Consider the following 17,463-nt stretch of genomic DNA (forward strand, 5'->3'; position numbering starts at 1 on the left):
CAGCTTTATCCTGAACACAGAAATAATGTCGACAAGCTTGCCAATGAAAATGAGTAGATAAAAACCTTATATGACGCTAATACGAACAGGAGTCTTTGTTGTTGGCATGTAACCTTACCTCTTCCACAATAGTGTGAATTTTTGACGCAAGAAGAAGGTTCACATAGAGAATGTTTTGAGAAAAACGGCACCTAACCAAGGCACCGTTTTATCTAGCTTAATAGACAGGTTTAAGGTGCTTCAGCAGTATAATCATACATACCAGCATCAGGTATTTGATCTGTTCCCCACCCAGCTCCTGTTCCTACAAACATCATTTTAATTGTCGTTATATCTGTAGGATTACCAATTTCACTTAGCGGAATAGACATGGTCGTGTAAACAGAATCACCGCCCTGTGCAGCTGCCGTGGTTTCTGCTTCGACCCAAACGCTTTGATCCACAACCTTCTGATAAGAATTCCAGCCTTCTCCGGTATATTCAAAGCTATATCCATATTCAGCAACTAAGCCTGTTAGGCTTGCCGCACCGCCAGCCATAGGTTCAGTAGTGGTATCACTATCATCTGTGTTCAAATATACACTGATCGTATGCCAAGCATCTTTGGCAGCTTTATGCTTTTGTGTAATGACTAAGTCGCTGTCATCTATATTAACGGTGACTGACTCAATGTTATTACCAAGAGGGGTAATATCATCATCTGCTTCCTCAATTTCAATGGTTATTGGTTTATCAAATTGAAACATTGCATCATTGGGGGCTTGATCTGTTCCCCACCCAGCTCCGGTGCCTACAAACATAATATCGAATGCTGCGACGTCCACTGGTTCGCCAATTTCACTTAATGGAATTGTGATAGTCGTAATTACAGTGTCACCACCTGTCGCTGTTGCAGTTGTATCTGCATCAACCCAACCACCTTGAACCACGTCTTTCTTCGAAGCGTTCCAGCCTTCTCCAGTATATTCAAAGTTATATCCATATTCGGCAACTAAGCCAGTTAAGCTTGCCGCCCCGCCCGCTATCGGCGTACTTGTGGTCTCGGTGTCATCGGTATTTACATATACTCGAATGGTATGCCATGCGTCTTTAGCAGCTTTATGAGCTTGTGTTATGACTAAGTCAGTATCGACAACTTTATAAGACACATAGTCAATATCATTTCCAAGTGGGCTAATATCATCATCGGTTTCGGTAAGTAGTGCGACTTCTGCACTTGCTGCGGCTTCTTCTGCGGCGGCTAAGGCTGCGGCTTCTGCAGCTTCGGCTGCGGCAATGGCTTCTGCTTCCGCCTGTGCAGCGGCTTCTGCTTCTGCTTCTGCAATAGCAGCGACAAGCGCTTCATCAACTGGTTCTACATTACTTTCTAGCTCTTGCTCCCAGCAACCGCTTAACGTTATAGACAGTAAACTCAGTACAAATATATATTTTAAACTCTTCATAAGAAATTGCTCTGCTGTATATGTTTATTGATGGGCGCCTAATATATAGACGCCAACTTTTTATGGGTGTCCATCATGATTTTTAAGGGATCGGGTATATTGATTAAAACTTATAACGTACACCGGCTTTTGCGGTTCGGCCCCACTCAGCATAACTACCCGGTAAATTAGTGGTGCCACTGAAACCATGCCAGCCTTCATCTAATAAGTTATCTAGTTGCACGTAAGCTTCTAGACCTTCAGCCACATAGAAGGTTGCCGATGCAGATGCCCATGTAGTTGGCGAAGCCATACTTTTATAGGTATCGGTAACACTACCATCTGCATCATAAACATTGAGTGGAGACCAATGACTGGTTACAAAAGCCTCTGAATGATAAGCCGATAAATTTAAACTCATCTTATCGTTGTTATACAGTAGGCTGAGAGAGTAAGAGGTGTCTGGTATATTTTCTAAAACACCGACTGAAAATCCACTGACGATAGACTCTGTATCGATATAAGTATAATTAGATGTAATACCAAAACCTGAATCAAAGAAGTGTTGCAAGGCAAATTCATATCCTAAGATTTTTGCTTGGTCTAAATTTCTTGGTCCTGCAATCGTAAAGGCCACTTCTTCATACATACCTGATGGGGCCCAACGTACTGGGTTTTCCACAAGATAAGTAGGTTTATCTTCTGGATTATCTTGATAAAGATCTATACCTGATTGCACAAAGCCTCTAATGTCTTTTTGAAATACAGCGGCACTAATCGAAGAACCCTCTTTGTAGTACCATTCAATAGATATATCGGCTTGCTGAGCGGTTACAGGGCTTAAATTGGGGTCACCAATATTAGTGATGTACCATTGATTATAAGTAAGCGCGTCATGATCTACCTGTGTTGATAGCTGGTCTATGCCCGGCCTTGACATCACTTCGGCGTATGACAAACGTACAAGTAACTCTTCTGAAAATTCGAACTGAAGATTCATAGAAGGCAATAGTTTGTCGTAATCATTTTCGACCGAAATTGCAACGGTAGGCCCATAATCAACTACAGAAGCCCAAATAGTCTCAGGCGCCTCTGATACGCTTAAAATGGGTCTATCCCAACCAGTGGATGTCACATCAGTTTGCACATACCTCACACCTAGATTACCGGAGATATTCACAAAATCGAATTCGGTGCTAAAGTTAGCTTGTACAAAGATAGACACAGTTTCTTCTTCAACAGCGCCTGACAAATTAGAGTTAAAAACGGGAAACAATGCATCCGAGTAGCCATCGACATAGGGCTCACCGGTAAGAGGGTTGATAACATTAGTATTCCCATCTGCTGACTTGATAGCTTCAAATGCATTGGCAACATCAAATATCGCAAACTCGCGAGGAAAATCTCCACTTACGCCATCAAGAAAATTATCAAACGGAAAAGCTTTTACTACATCAGCATCAACATCGTCCCATGTAAATGGCGCTCCGCTATACAATGACATGTTGGCGCTATTGTCATACTGCTCACGTTCTTTAGTTCGTTTGTTGTATACCACACCGTATTCGACACTATTTATAACGTCCAAATCCAAAAAAATCTGGTGTTCCAATGAAGCTCCTATCACTTCATCGTCAATATTAATGCCTTCTAACCGAGTAAAATGAGGACCAAATTGACCATTTCCAACAATGTCACTGACTTCAGTGATCCCCCCCTCATTATCAGCAAAATCTAAGGTAATGCTTGGTAAACCGCCATCTGTTAATTCCATCCTAGCGGTTGTCTCACCAGCAACTACAGGCACAGAAACAACAAATCTATCTTTGCCACCGGCTTCGCGAGTTGCATTAGACATATATACATCACCGGTTAACACTGAGTTTTCAGTCACGTTATAGGTAAAGTTTGCCCCCAAATTGACAGTGTCTACAACACGATGCTCTTCAAGCGTCACCAATTGCGGTAAGAGATTTTGCACGGTTAGACCGGTAACTAATGTGCCTAGCGGATTCAACTCAGTTTTTATTCCACCATATGTAGCATCTGTGCCACTTGCGATGACGTCTGGGAAAAAATAAGATTCGGTATAGCCTTTACTGGGCGTGTCTAAACGAGTCCATAATGCGTCAACAACAATATCTAAATCACTATTAGGTCTGTATTGGAATGCGGCAGAAATCGCTGTACGCTCTTTGTTTTCTTCACGAGCGGTATAGGCAATGGTACCTGGGAAAATTAACTCGTTATCCGCAGGGTCGTTCGTTAGGCCATCACCATTTCGATCCCAAGACCAATTTGTACTGGTTGAAGGCTCCCACCAATTATCTGACAATTCATCAGTTCGAGTTGGCGCTCTGCTATATAGTGCAGAAACTAAAATACCCATAGTGTCATCATTAAATGTATGACTACCTACGCCTGTTAACTTGTAGCCATATTTATCTGCCTGTTCTCGATATATACCTTCTGCTCCGAAAGCACCATGAGTACCAGCGTTGTCAAACGGTCGAGCAGTTTTAAGATTGATAGCGCCACCAATACTGCCTTCTAATTGCGAAGCGGTAACTGATTTATGCACCCAAGCTTCAGAAATAACCGAAGAAGGTAAAACGTCAAAAGCAAAGTCACGACTTGATGAATCTGTTGCCATAATACGATTATTGATTGTAACAATACTAAATTCTGGCCCCAAACCACGAATACTCACGCCTTGTCCTTCACCACCAGATGTTCTATCTATGGTGATACCTGTGATGTGTGATAACGAATCTGCTACGTTAGCATCAGGAAAAACACCTAACTCAGCTGCTGTAATGCCATCGACAATAGAATCGCTCTCACGTTTCACATCCAACGCCTTGATAAGACTTTTCTGAGAAGAAGTCACTGTGATGACTTCATATTCATCCTCCATGACTTCTTCATCAGCAGCATAAGTAAATGCCGAACTACATAGCAGGCTTATTGCCAGAGTCAGTCTTGTTTTCCTAAATTTATTATTCATATTTTCACCACTCGATTTAGTTTTTTATTATGTGTAATCAATATGTCATAAACTTTTTATCAAAAAGAAACACTGAAATCAAATGAAATCTCAAAACATTATCAAAACGAAACATAAATAGTCAAAAAAAACATAAGTGAAACAAAAAGTGACATTAAAAAATGATTTTTTATATAGAAAAGACATGGTAAATTTCATTTTGCAGCAATTAGGGAATATCGTTAAAGTTAAGGTTAAATCCCATTCAAGAAACGTATCATCACTGCAGGTTTATTGAGGTTTCCAAACATACTCCGGCGATAGAGCGGCTCATCGGAGCGTAACGCAAACCACCCTAAAAGCGTGGTTCATATTGGATGGGGTTAATAGAATTAGATTCATCTTGATAAAATCAGATGTCAGAAATTACCTATGACCATTTACTATGCTTTTCTGACTGTTACTTGATTGGCTAGCATGACTCTGAATTTAGAGGTTTTGCAACTTATGTAAGCATGACTTAGAGGCAGTTTCACCTGATAAATGCATAGCATACAAAGCCGAACCAATTACAGGGCTATACAAAGGTGATGAAATAGAAAAACGCAATGTAGTTTGATTAAGGGCGTCTTTCATTGGCTTAGAAACCAATGAGCCCGAGCGAAACACACCGCCCGAAAATGAAAGGTTAACATGCTCATTTTCAGTAAAACCTAGCACGTCACGGGTACTGAGTACAATTTTAGCTAGCTCTTTGCCGGCTTCTTCCATGATCCTCAAAGCTTCATAATCCCCTAAACCCGCAGCTTTGCTCACCAAAGTTGATACCGCTGCAATCCGGCTACGCTCGCCTTGCCACTTAGACAATACGAGTCCGGTAATATCTAAATCTTGCCCAATAGCTAAGTCTTGTTTAATGACTTCGTATAAAGGCCCTTTTTTTAATCTACCGTCAGACATTTGTGAGAATGCACGCAACCCCTTTATGGCAACCCAATATGCTGAGCCTTCGTCACTAAACAGTTCTCCCCAACCACCACAACGAGCACGCTGATTTTTTCGCACGCCGTAAGCAATAGATCCAGTTCCAGCTACAATATTAATGCCGTCCTGCCCACCAAATGCAGCTGCCCAGCCGTTCACCATATCATTGTCACATTGGTATTGCTTTGCTGACAATATACTACTGGGCAACTCGGAGATGCGGTTATCGACTTCACTATCTTCACCGAAAGCGGGTAACCCAAAGAAAGCGTAAGTAAGGTCATTAACGTTTTTTTTAGCTAAATGTAGCGTCTTTGAAATGCCACTTTCAATGACATTCCTTGCTCCATCAAGTCCCACTTGGATGTGATAGCAGGTTGGCTCTGAATGTTCAGCTAAAATGTGACCATTTTTATCAATGAGCACAAACGCGGTTTTTGTACCCCCGCCATCAACACCTAAAAACATGAGACTTACCTCTTCTAACCATATCTCACTTACAAAGCGTGGATATGCACTCCTTGAACCACACGATTAATCGTACCCGATGAACTTGGATTATCTGGCGTATTATTTATCGCCAAAGAATGTTGTAAGGCATACACCTGAGCTGACGCAATAAATGGGAATATTAAATAAGTATCGTCAACCTCAGACATACTATCCAACATCACACACTCACCTTGTTTAAACACTGGGTCACTTTTAGCCGTAATTGATAAAATCTGCCCAACTTCTTGATCATTCTGCAATTCTGCGAGTAACTCTAGGTCATATTGTCGAGTGTATGGATCGTTTGAAATAAAAATAATCACTAAGGTTTTATCATTAACCACTGCTTTCGGCCCGTGGCGAAACCCTAGAGGTGAATCAAAGGTAGACAATGCTTGCCCGTCTGTTAGTTCAAGTAACTTCAAAGCTCCCTCTTGAGCCAAGCCTTTAGATACACCGCTACCCAAATAAACCACACGCTCGAACTTTTTCATTGCCACACTTTTCAACATCATATTGTAGGTTTTCAATAATGCTGAGGTCGCATTAATCGCTGCAGTTAAGTGCTGTTCGAAAGCATCCGAGGGGCAAAACACGTAAAGAGCAGTCAACAACATACAACTAAAACTTGAAGTCATAGCGAAGCTCTTATCATTGGTCTCTTCTGGCATAAGCAACGCAAGTTTATTGTCACCTTGGCAACGTTTATACAAGGCCCCTTCTGCATTACAAGTAATCGCAATTTGAGAGCAGTTTTTTACCAGTTTTTCTGCACACTCAAATGCTGCAACACTTTCTGGGCTATTCCCTGAACGAGCAAATGACACTAATAAAGTGGGTACATCCTCTTGAAAGAACTCATGGGGATTAGACACCAAGTCTGTAGTTGGAATGGCTTCAACTCGACCACCAAAGCTTTTTAAAATAGCAGGGGCAATACTGGCACCTACAAATGCTGAAGTACCTGCACCAGTCAAAATTATGCGAATATTTTTGGTGTCTAACACTGGCCTTAAAAACGCTTCTATTTTGCCTTTGTTAGCCTCTAGCATTTGATAAGTTTTTTGCCATGTCGCGGGTTGCTGCTCAATTTCTTTGGCAGTCCAATAAGCATCCATACTTCGTAATGTTGCTTCTGAGTAATCTAAATAGGTCATAATTTTACACCTCCTTCGTAGTTCGGCTTAATTGCTATGACAAGCAGCTGAATATTGTGCTAACACTTCTGATATTTTATGAAAAATCAGTTCTTGAGTACTGGTACCTATCTCTCCATTCACTATAGCGCCATACTGATTAGGCAAGTACTGGCTCACTAATGTTAGAGGTGGAGGAGTGTTATCTAAGTTTTCAATCAGTTTATTCAAACTAGCTGTGACCTCCGGTTGTGGCCAGTAGTAGCGAATACGGTCACTCAAGCTATATTGACAATCCAATGCCTGTTCTTTGGTGTCTTGTGAATAATACTTCTTCCAATAGACAGGCTTGTCCTGCATGGCTTGCAGTAAAGTTTGTTTCAAATTTGCACGGTTTGCCTGCTCAATCCACTCTTGCTCGATTAAATCTAGCGCCCAACATGCTTCACGTAAAGCATAGGTTAACCATGGTCCAACCTTGAGAATCGCAAAGTGTCCTTTAACCAAATCAGCCAAGTGCTCAGCAGTTTGATAGTCTGTTGAGTGCGCTTCATAGATCATAAGGGGATCATTTTCAATATTTTGACTAAGTGCCTGGGCTTTTTCTGGCTTAAACGCCATCACTTTATGATGATCGAATTCAACACCTGGCTGCACAACCAATGCAATGATCCTCGGCCATGTTAATTTAAGGCCTGCATCAAAAAAAGCGTGTTTATGAATTGCAATGGTTTCGGTTGCCGCCTCTACTGAAGTGGGAGTCAGTTCATCTAAACCTTCCTGAGCACCACCAGGAACTGGCACTTCAGTTCCTATAATATACACGGGTGTTTCGCCACCCACTTGTTGCCACGTTTGTTCTGCAACCGCACAAAGCCTAGCCGCTCTTAATGCAACCAAATCATCACCTAAAGGCACAGGGTCATCACTGCATGACATTGAACAGTCTAAGTGAATTTTTCTAAAGCCTGCCTTGATATAGTCTGCAATTAATATATCTGACTTCTGCATAGCTTCTTCAGCAGTTAAATCTTGCCAGCAGTTTGGACCTAGGTGATCACCACCCATGATGATACGGTTTCGCGGTAAACCTACTGTATCTGCTATCGAAAAAACCAGATTACAGAAGTCATTAGGGCGCATCCCCGTGTAACCACCATCTTGGTTCACTTGATTAGAAGTTGCTTCAATAACTAAGGTTTCGCCTTGCTTCAACGCATGACGCATTGAAGCCTCAATGACTAAAGGGTGAGAAGAACATACCGAATAAACACCGGTTACCTCACCTGCTTTGTGCCTTTGCACCATTTGTAATAATGCTTCCAAATCTTTTACCTCTTATCTAACGATTAAACTCCACCAAAGGAATAAAGTGAAACAAAAACGAATAGAATATAACACAAAATGTTTCATATTCTTATTTATTTTAAGTGAAAGTATAATAAAGCTAAATTAAAAAACAATAAATGAAACCAAAAAACCTAAACGCTTCATTTTATTTCTTATTGCCTTGACTTAAATTTCATTTAGCTTCATTATCGATTGAAGCTTATCAAATTTTGTTTGACTACTAAAACAACATTACAAACTGAAATAAAAATGAGAGGGTGAAGAGATGATAAAAATACTGGAAAGAAAGTTTAGAAGAACAGCACTATCTATAGCGGTTGTATCCGTTATGTCAGTTCCACAGGCTATTGCACAGGATGATACAGAAGTCATCTCAGTCTCTGGAGTGAGAAGTAGCTTGGCAGAATCTTTGTCTAACAAAAAGGAAGCAAAATCTCTTGTAGACTCAATAGCAGCTGAGGAGTTAGGACGCTTTCCAGATGACAATGTCGCAGACTCTCTTTCTCATATTTCTGGTATTACAGTAAGTAGGACCCGTGGTGGGGAGGCTCAGTACGTTAATATTCGAGGCTTAGGACCAGAGTTTAGTATCGTTACCCTCAACAACCGAATTTTAGCGACCGACGATGGAGGGCGTAATTTTGCTTTCGACGTTATCCCTTCAGAAATGATAAGCGGTGCAGATGTATGGAAAACAGTTCAAGCTAAAAATGTTGAAGGCAGCATTGGTGGTGCGGTAAACCTCAAATCAGCCCGCGCATTTGATAATCCAGGCATGCAGGGAGTTGTATCTGTCACAGGCGATTACAATGACCTTTCTGAAGAGGTAGGTAAAAAATTCAATGGTGTATTCAGTAACACTTTTGCGGATGACACTCTTGGCTTTATTGTCAGTCTTAGTTCGTCATCAGGTACTGAAAGAGCTGATGAGATGATAGACAACTATGTGTTTGGCGTAAATGATGGTTTGAGTTATGACGTCAACAATGATGGCACGATTAGTTCAGATGAAGAAAATTTAGTGATCCCGGGGTCATACGCTCTAGGTGCTTATGCCACAGACTTCAAACGCAATGGCCTAACCTCTTCATTACAGTGGCGCCCAAATAGCCGTTTAGAAGTCACTGCAGATATGATGATAACTCAATTAGAAGCGGACTCTACAGGCTACACTCAATCATTTTATATGGTAGATGCAAGTGCTGCACAAGACCGCCTTACCAACATTGTATTAGATGGTAACGTAGTCACTCAAATGGATATCGCAGATGTGACTATGGAAGTAGTAACATTAGATGAACACCGCACAGTAGATAGTAGTATGTTCGCGTTAAGTGCTGAGTATATGGTAACTGATGATCTAACCATTAAAGGTGATATTTACCGATCTAGCTCTGAGCGTGATTCAGGAGGAAAAAACACCTTTGTAGTAGCGGGTGCGCCTGGTGCGCACTCAGGTACCTATAGCCTAAATGCGGGTGGCTTACCAGATTACATCCCTAACTGGACCGAAGGCCGTAGCTCCGATGACTTTGGAAATGATGACTTTTCACCTCACTGGGCAGCACGTGATGGCAGTGATATAGAAGATGAAGTCACTGGTTATACCTTGGATGGTGATTGGCAATTCAGTCATGACTATTTGGTGAGTGTAGACTTTGGCATTGCATATACCAGTCGAAATAAAACAAATACAGCCTATGATAACTACAGCGCAGGAGCATGTAATTATTGTGGATACCCTTTTACTTTTGGTGAAGTGGGCGCTGATGTTGTATTACCTTTTCCTTACGACAACCTTTTCGACGGCGAATCTGGCAACTTTCCTAGATCGTTCCCTATTTTCAGTATTCCTGATTATGCTTTAGGACTTGCTGCATCTGACGGAATGACACTAACAGACTATAACGGCAACACTCGTACATTTGGCGAAAATGAATCAGCTCTTTGGGAGCCAGTCTACAACCCAGTTAATTCTTATGACATAACAGAAGATACAACAGCCTTATATGCGCAAGCCAATTTAGAAGGTGACAATTGGTACGCAAATATTGGCGCAAGGGTAATAGATACCGATGTGACTGCCGCATATTCGTATAACAACATTCTGTCGATAGACGTTGTTGATCCAGACTCGTCAAATCCTTCATGGGATGTAGAATATTCTGATGGTTCCGCGCAAACTGCAAAAGGAGGTTATACAAAGTTCTTACCTGCGGCCAACTTCGGCATTTACCTGCAAGAAGATTTATTATTTAGAGCAGCTGCTGCAAAATCACTATCTCGCCCCACAATTGACCAAATGGCTCCTTTAACAACAGACAATGCTCAATCAGGATTATTCACTATGAATATTAGCGGTAACCCTGACATTGAGCCCGTATACTCAAATCAAATCGATGCGGCATTAGAATGGTATTTTGAAGAGAACAGCTTACTCAGCGCCTCTCTATTTTGGAAAGATTTAGATGGTTTTATCACCTTGAATACCACCAATGTAGTTATTGCAGGTGAAAACTTTACAGTGACTCAGCCAATTAATGGCGATACGGCTAAAGTTAAAGGGTTTGAATTAGGTATCCAGAAGTTTTTTGAAAATGGTTTTGGTGTAACTGCAAGTTATGCTTATACCGACTCTAGCACAGTAGTCGATGGCGTTGATGCCGGAGCACTAGTTGGGGTGGCTGACAATTCTTATTCATTATCTCTAATTTACGAAAAAGACAAAATCAGTACACAAATAGCATTGGACTACACAGGTGAGTTAGTTGCAGATTCATTCAGCCCTCTTGGAGATGACTATCAAAGTACGACGAATGCCGTATCCATGGTAAGTGCTTCTTTTAATTATAACGTAAATGACAATGCCCAATTGTTCGTTGAAGGAAACAATCTATTAGGCGAGTCAAACCGCACATTCCAAGGTCGCAACGATCTGCCAGGCAATATTCAAGTCTACGGTAGAACGTTAAAATTCGGCGCTCGTTATACTTTTTAACAACAATAGCTGGCAGCAAAATGCTCACCCATTTTGCTGCTATTTGAGTTAATCAATAAAAGTTTCTTCTTTTGTCATGAATAAATCAGTCAATAACATAGTCATTGTAGGTGGCGGAACATCAGGTTGGATTAGCGCAGCCATTTTGGCAAAAAAATTCGCCTCAATCCAAGGAGCACCTAAAGTCACCTTAATTGAGTCAAAGAATGTGCCTACTGTAGGAGTGGGTGAGGGGACCTGGCCCACCATGCGCAATACGTTAAAACGTATAGGTATTACTGAAACTGATTTAATCACCCAATGCGATGCTACCTTTAAACAAGCCAGTAAATTTGAGGGATGGGTAACGGGTGATAAATCAGATGTTTATTTTCACCCATTCAATAGTACTAAGGGATACCCACGTATTAACCTGGCTAATTTCTGGGGGCAAGATAGTGCGATTGACGCCTCATTCTCTAGGGCTGTAAGTTGCCAAGAATCATTATGTGAACAAGGTTTAGCGCCCAAATTAATTAGTACCGCAGAATACAAAGATTTGGCTAATTACGGGTACCATTTAGATGCGGTGAAATTTGCCTCTCTTTTAAAAAAGCACTGTTTAACCAAGCTTAATGTCAAACATATTGAAGACCAAGTCGTTGACGTAAAAACCTGTATAGCAGGAAACATTAGTGCAGTAGTTACCCAGCATCATCAAACTGTGCAAGGAGACTTATTTATAGATTGTAGTGGCTTTTCAAGTATTTTGTTAGGCAAGGCACTTGATGTGCCGTTTATCTCTAAACAGCATATCCTTTTTAACGATAGCGCGATAACCGCCCATGTTCCCTATGCAAGTGAAGACCAGTCTATTCCTTGTTTTACTCGTTCTAGCGCCCAACCTGCAGGCTGGATATGGGATATCGGTTTACCCCACCGCCGGGGCGTGGGGTATGTTTATTCAAGCCAGCACTGCTCTGACACACAAGCTAAAAAGCAGCTACAGATGTATATAGGTACTCAATCTGTACCCACTGAATTTCGTAAAATTTCATTTAAAGCGGGCCACAGGGAGGTATCTTGGAAAAATAATTGCGTAGCCATTGGACTATCTGCTGGCTTTCTCGAGCCTTTAGAGGCATCGGCATTAATGTTTGTAGAAACCGCAGCCACTATGCTCGCTGATCAATTTCCGGCTACGTATGAGTCTATGCCGAGTTGTGCCAAGCGGTTCAACCATGCTTTTATCTATCGATGGCACAGAGTCATTGATTTTCTCAAACTACATTACGTTTTGAGCCAACGCTCAGAACAATATTGGCGTGACAACCGCGAAGCCAGCTCAATACCAACCTCATTGCAAGCGCTACTAGAAGACTGGAAATATATGCCTCCCTCAGATATTGACTTTGCTAGTCAACTAGACATATTTCGAGCCCCAAGTTACCAATATGTACTCTATGGTATGGGTTTTAAAACTAACTTTGCCGCCGCCAAGCACACATTAGACAATTCAGAACTTGCGAATAAATTTTTTGACTTGAGACAACAGGAACAACAAAAACTTTCTATTAGGCTACCTAAACACAGAGAATTAATAGATAAAATTCATCAGTATGGATTCATGGAAATTTAAGATGGTAAATTCTCATATACAAGCCCTAGATCCTAGCACCCACAAAGACTTAAAATTAAATGTCGACCCTCTATTTACCTACACTAAAACTATTCAGTTTACTCCATTAAATGTAAATGAATTTGCTCCAGCCAGCACCTGTTACCCAATTTACTTCATTAAGGACAGAACAACAGGAAAGCTCTTTAGTGTGGCTTTATTTGGGCTAGAAGAAAAAGAAAACCTGTTCTACAGCGATACACAATGGCGTGCAAGTTATGTTTCTGAAAGTATGCAATGTTGGCCTTTTACTATGGCAAAAACACCTGACAACCAATGGTCACCCCATATCGATATCAGCAGCCCGCTGTTATCCAATGATCAAGGGCAACCACTCTATAATTCCGGTCGCCCTAGTGAAACACTAAACACCACCTTACAGCGTTTAAAGCAAACCTATGAACAAAAATTACAGAGCATGGCATTCATTGAATGGCTTTTGGAATTCTCATTGCTGAAACCTGTGCGTTTAGGTATGAAATATTCATCCGGTGAAAAAAGTATCATTAATGGGATGTACAGCATCGACGCAAGCGCTTTACAGCAACTCCCACCAGACGCACTAAGCTTGGGACATCAGCATGGCTACCTTGCACCTACGTATACGTTACTTGCATCTCATTACAACTTATACGACTTAATTCGTCTTAAAAAAACATTTTCAAAGCGACCTATTAGCACACTTCAGCTTATTGAGAACGAGTGAAAATTTTATAATAAAACAATGTTTTTATTTTCTAACGGATTATAAATAGCATGTTATGGAGAAAAAAATGAAATCAAAAAAGTGGCTAATGTTTGCCTTGATCACCACCTTATCTTGGGGTCTATGGGGGGCTATGACAGGCTTGTTCGCTGATGAAACCATCCCTTCTACTTTGGTCTATTCAATATGGGCATTAACGATGATCCCACCCTGCCTTATTGCTCTAAAGCTCATTGCTTGGAAATTAGATTATGATAAACGCTCAGTGATACTTGGGTGCTCAATTGGTTTACTTGGCTCCGGTGGCCAAATGTTGCTATTTCAAGCCGTCAATGTAGGCCCTGCTTATTTAATATTTCCCATTGTTTCTCTTTCTCCCATTATCACCATCGCCTTATCTTTTGGGCTATTAGGGGAGCGCACCGGAAAGCTTGGAGCATTCGGTATAGTGTTAGCGCTCATTGCCTTACCTTTATTTGAATACTCTGCTGGGCCAGCAGAGTCTCAGAGCCAAGGTTTGCTGTGGTTTGCCTTAGCTTTATTTGTGATGGCTGCTTGGGGATTACAGGCATTCTTTATGAAATTTTCGAATGAAAGCATGAGTGCTGAAAGTATTTTCTTTTACATGACAATCACCGCACTAGCGCTTATCCCTATGGCATATGCCATGACGGACTTCACTCAAGAAATAAACACTAGTGGCTCGGTATTATTAACCACTGCAGGCATCCAAGTACTAAATTCGATTGGCGCGCTTTGCTTGGTCTATGCATTTAGACACGGCAAAGCTATTTTAGTGTCTCCCCTAACAAATGCGGGTGCTCCCCTTATATCAGCTGTGCTGGCCATTATATTAATGGGTGTCGTTCCCTCAGACGCAAAAATGCTAGGTATAGCCTTGGCAATCATTGCCGCAGTTATTCTCGCCATTGAACCCGAAGACAAAGACAAAATTGAAAAGCACTAATCTTTCAATTTTACAATAGGACGTATTATGAAGATGACTCTGAAAAAACATATGGTAATTTTGTTGTTCAGCAGTTTGCTGACATTAAGCATAATTGGTTGCACTCACACCAGCCAATCATTAGTAGAGAAAAATCACGATAGGCCACAGGCTACTTACATAGTAACGAACGAATTAATTAGCATTGAGTACGACCAAAATTTACACAGCAGAGTCATCTCTAACCTAAACGGCACTATACAGAAGCTTGGCAATTTTCAAGCCAGTGAATATGTAATCTTGGAGGGGGGTAAGGTCGTAAGTGAGTTTGCTTTTATTAGTCGTTCTGAACATGACATTAACACTGAACTAGGCCCAGGAAAGCAAGTTACTATACTTGGAGATTCGACTTCAGGGTTACGAAAAACAATCTCAATAAGACGTTTCGATGCATACCCTTCGATGCTATTTTTCAGCCTGATTTATGAGAATACCTCAGAACAACCGATGCAAATTATAAAGTGGGTCAATAATCACTACGCACTGACTAGCGACTCAGATAGTACGTCACAACAAGCTGCATTTTGGTCATACCAAGGGGCTTCATTCTCTGACAGACGTGATTGGGTTATGCCTTTAAAACCAGGCTTTTCGCAACAAAATTATATGGGCATGAATGCTTCAGATTATGGTAGCGGTACAGCAATTTCGGATATATGGAGAAAAGACATAGGGCTAGCTGTAGGTCATAGTGAAGTGGACCCTAAACTGGTAGCGATTCCCGTTAGCTACCCAGAAAATAGTCACACAGCGCAGTTACACATAGAGCTAGAGCAAACCGTTCGGCTGGCACCAGGACAATCGATTCAAACAATTGAAACCTTCGTGAATGCACACAAAGGCGACTACTACGCCACTCTCAAAAATTATCGAAACGCAATGGCTGATAAAGGCTTAAAAATGGATGACATTCCCGATTCAGCCTATGAGTCCATATGGTGTGCATGGGGTTACGAACGAGATTTTAGTGTTGACGAAGTGCTGGCCACTCTGCCTAAAGCCAAAGAAATGGGGCTAAAGTGGGCTGTATTAGATGATGGCTGGCAAACAGCAGAAGGTGACTGGTATTTACACCCAGAGAAGTTCCCGAATGGCGACAAAGATATGCAAGCCTTTGTAAAAGAAATAAACGACCAAGGTTTAAAAGCTAAGTTATGGTGGGCGCCATTAGCAGTGGATCCAGGTACCGACTTATTACATGAGCATTCAGACATGTTACTCCTTGACGAAAAAGGTGCAGTGCATGATGTGACATGGTGGAATAGCTTCTACCTCTGCCCAGCCTATGAAGGCACCATTGAATATACCAAAGAACTGGTTAAAAAAATGATGGGCACTTGGGGCTTTTCGGGGTTAAAAATTGACGGTCAACATTTAAACGGGGTGCCACCCTGTTATAACCCTAAACACAATCATAAATCACCGAATGAGTCTGTAGAAAAACTAGCTGAATTTTGGAAAGTGGTGTACGACACTGCCCTTGAAATAGACAAACAAGCTGTAGTTGAAATATGTCCATGTGGCACTTCTTACGCGTTTCATAACTTACCTTACATGAACCAAGCTGTTAGTTCAGATCCACTGACATCATGGCAAGTTCGTCTCAAGGGCAAAACATTAAAAGGGTTAATGGGAGACTCAGCCCCTTATTATGGTGACCATGTCGAATTAAGTGATAATGCTAGTGATTTTGCATCGTCACTAGGAATAGGAGCTGTAGTAGGAACGAAGTTTACTATTCCTTCAGGGAACAAAGCTGCAGAAGCCTTTCTATTAAATGCCCAACAAGAACAAGAGTGGGGTAAATGGATTGCCTTATACAACGAAAAAATGCTGCCTAAAGGTGAGTATTTAGGGGAACTTTACGATATTGGGTTTGACCTACCAGAAGCTCACGCTATCGCCAAAGGTGAGCGCCTTTACTACGGGTTTTATGCTAAAGAGTGGAATGGTGATATTGAACTGCGCGGTTTACAAGCCGGTCACTATCAAGTCTATGATTACATCAATGAGCAAGATCTAGGTAAAGTCAGTGGGCCCAATGCAATGTTAGAAATAGCATTTAATGATTACCTGCTGCTCGAACTCACTCCCATCACTCAATAGATAATCAGGGACTATGGCTATGAAGTTAGTTATCTTATTAATTATGTTTACTAGTGCAGGACTTAGCAAGCAGGTGAATGCGTTGGAGGCTGGTGATCTCGCTCCAAATTTTTCTCTATCATCTATGCATAATGAAAATGTTGTTAAACTAAGCGATTTTGCAGGAAAAGTGGTGTATCTGGATTTTTGGGCCTCTTGGTGTGGCCCTTGTCGAACATCTTTCCCTATTCTGTCTGAGCTTTATCAAAACTACAATGCACAAGGGTTTGAAATTGTATCGATTAACCTAGATGAAGATCCCCAGCTTGCAGAAGCTTTTTTGCATCAATACCCTGTGTCTTTTGGGCACCTTAATGGTTTTGGTACCAGTGTTGACAAAGCCTACGGTGTTAACGCCATGCCAACTGGTATATTTATTGATGCCAAAGGAAACGTAAGACTTATACATAGAGGGTTTAAACCAAACCATAAACCATTTATTGAAGCAGTTTTACAGAAACTAATTGCTGAAATGTAATTTAACGTTATAAACCTGAAAGACAGTTAAGCAAAGTGAAAGCATTTATTGAATAAAAGTTTCACTGTGAGTATCATATCGACTAAAACATATAACATCGAAAG

General features: G+C 41.2%; 11 protein-coding genes. 6 read left to right on the forward strand and 5 right to left on the reverse strand.

The window, feature by feature from the left end:
- Positions 1 to 230: 230 nt before the first annotated feature.
- The 5 genes from ABJD71_RS05430 to ABJD71_RS05450 all read right to left on the reverse strand — a co-directional run bounded on the left by ABJD71_RS05430 (position 231) and on the right by ABJD71_RS05450 (position 8,345).
- Complete coding sequence (locus ABJD71_RS05430) at positions 231 to 1,442, reverse strand: hypothetical protein (protein ID WP_348165730.1); 1,212 nt, start codon at positions 1,440 to 1,442, stop codon at positions 231 to 233.
- Between the two features lie 103 nt (positions 1,443 to 1,545).
- Positions 1,546 to 4,428, reverse strand: a complete 2,883-nt coding sequence (locus ABJD71_RS05435) for a TonB-dependent receptor (RefSeq protein ID WP_348165733.1) — start codon at positions 4,426 to 4,428, stop codon at positions 1,546 to 1,548.
- A gap of 468 nt (positions 4,429 to 4,896) precedes the next feature.
- On the reverse strand, positions 4,897 to 5,859 hold the full coding sequence (locus ABJD71_RS05440) for a BadF/BadG/BcrA/BcrD ATPase family protein (protein WP_348165736.1): 963 nt from the start codon (positions 5,857 to 5,859) through the stop codon (positions 4,897 to 4,899).
- Positions 5,860 to 5,888: 29 nt separating this feature from the next.
- Positions 5,889 to 7,040 carry an SIS domain-containing protein gene (locus ABJD71_RS05445; RefSeq protein ID WP_348165739.1) on the reverse strand — a complete coding sequence of 384 codons (1,152 nt, stop codon included), beginning with the start codon at positions 7,038 to 7,040 and terminating at the stop codon, positions 5,889 to 5,891.
- Positions 7,041 to 7,067: 27 nt separating this feature from the next.
- Positions 7,068 to 8,345: a D-tagatose-bisphosphate aldolase, class II, non-catalytic subunit gene (locus tag ABJD71_RS05450; protein WP_348165742.1), complete on the reverse strand. Its 1,278-nt coding sequence runs from the start codon at positions 8,343 to 8,345 to the stop codon at positions 7,068 to 7,070.
- A gap of 289 nt (positions 8,346 to 8,634) precedes the next feature.
- On the opposite strand from ABJD71_RS05450, the gene ABJD71_RS05455 reads away from it, so the two are divergent.
- The 6 genes from ABJD71_RS05455 to ABJD71_RS05480 all read left to right on the forward strand — a co-directional run bounded on the left by ABJD71_RS05455 (position 8,635) and on the right by ABJD71_RS05480 (position 17,359).
- Positions 8,635 to 11,367: a TonB-dependent receptor gene (locus tag ABJD71_RS05455; RefSeq protein WP_348165745.1), complete on the forward strand. Its 2,733-nt coding sequence runs from the start codon at positions 8,635 to 8,637 to the stop codon at positions 11,365 to 11,367.
- 76 nt (positions 11,368 to 11,443) lie between these two features.
- Entirely contained in the window at positions 11,444 to 12,985 is a 1,542-nt protein-coding gene (locus ABJD71_RS05460; RefSeq protein ID WP_348165748.1) for a tryptophan halogenase family protein, read from the forward strand.
- A 1-nt stretch (position 12,986) separates the two neighbouring features.
- Entirely contained in the window at positions 12,987 to 13,730 is a 744-nt protein-coding gene (locus ABJD71_RS05465) for a SapC family protein (protein ID WP_348165751.1), read from the forward strand.
- A gap of 67 nt (positions 13,731 to 13,797) precedes the next feature.
- Positions 13,798 to 14,697 (forward strand): DMT family transporter, encoded by a 900-nt coding sequence (locus ABJD71_RS05470; RefSeq protein ID WP_348165754.1) that lies wholly within the window; start codon positions 13,798 to 13,800, stop codon positions 14,695 to 14,697.
- A gap of 27 nt (positions 14,698 to 14,724) precedes the next feature.
- Complete coding sequence (locus ABJD71_RS05475; protein ID WP_348165757.1) at positions 14,725 to 16,842, forward strand: glycoside hydrolase family 36 protein; 2,118 nt, start codon at positions 14,725 to 14,727, stop codon at positions 16,840 to 16,842.
- A gap of 19 nt (positions 16,843 to 16,861) precedes the next feature.
- Positions 16,862 to 17,359: a TlpA disulfide reductase family protein gene (locus ABJD71_RS05480; protein WP_348165760.1), complete on the forward strand. Its 498-nt coding sequence runs from the start codon at positions 16,862 to 16,864 to the stop codon at positions 17,357 to 17,359.
- Positions 17,360 to 17,463 lie beyond the last annotated feature (104 nt).

Origin of the sequence: Paraglaciecola sp., from assembly GCF_039943935.1 — a bacterium.
In the GTDB taxonomy this organism is placed as follows: Bacteria; Pseudomonadota; Gammaproteobacteria; order Enterobacterales; family Alteromonadaceae; genus Paraglaciecola.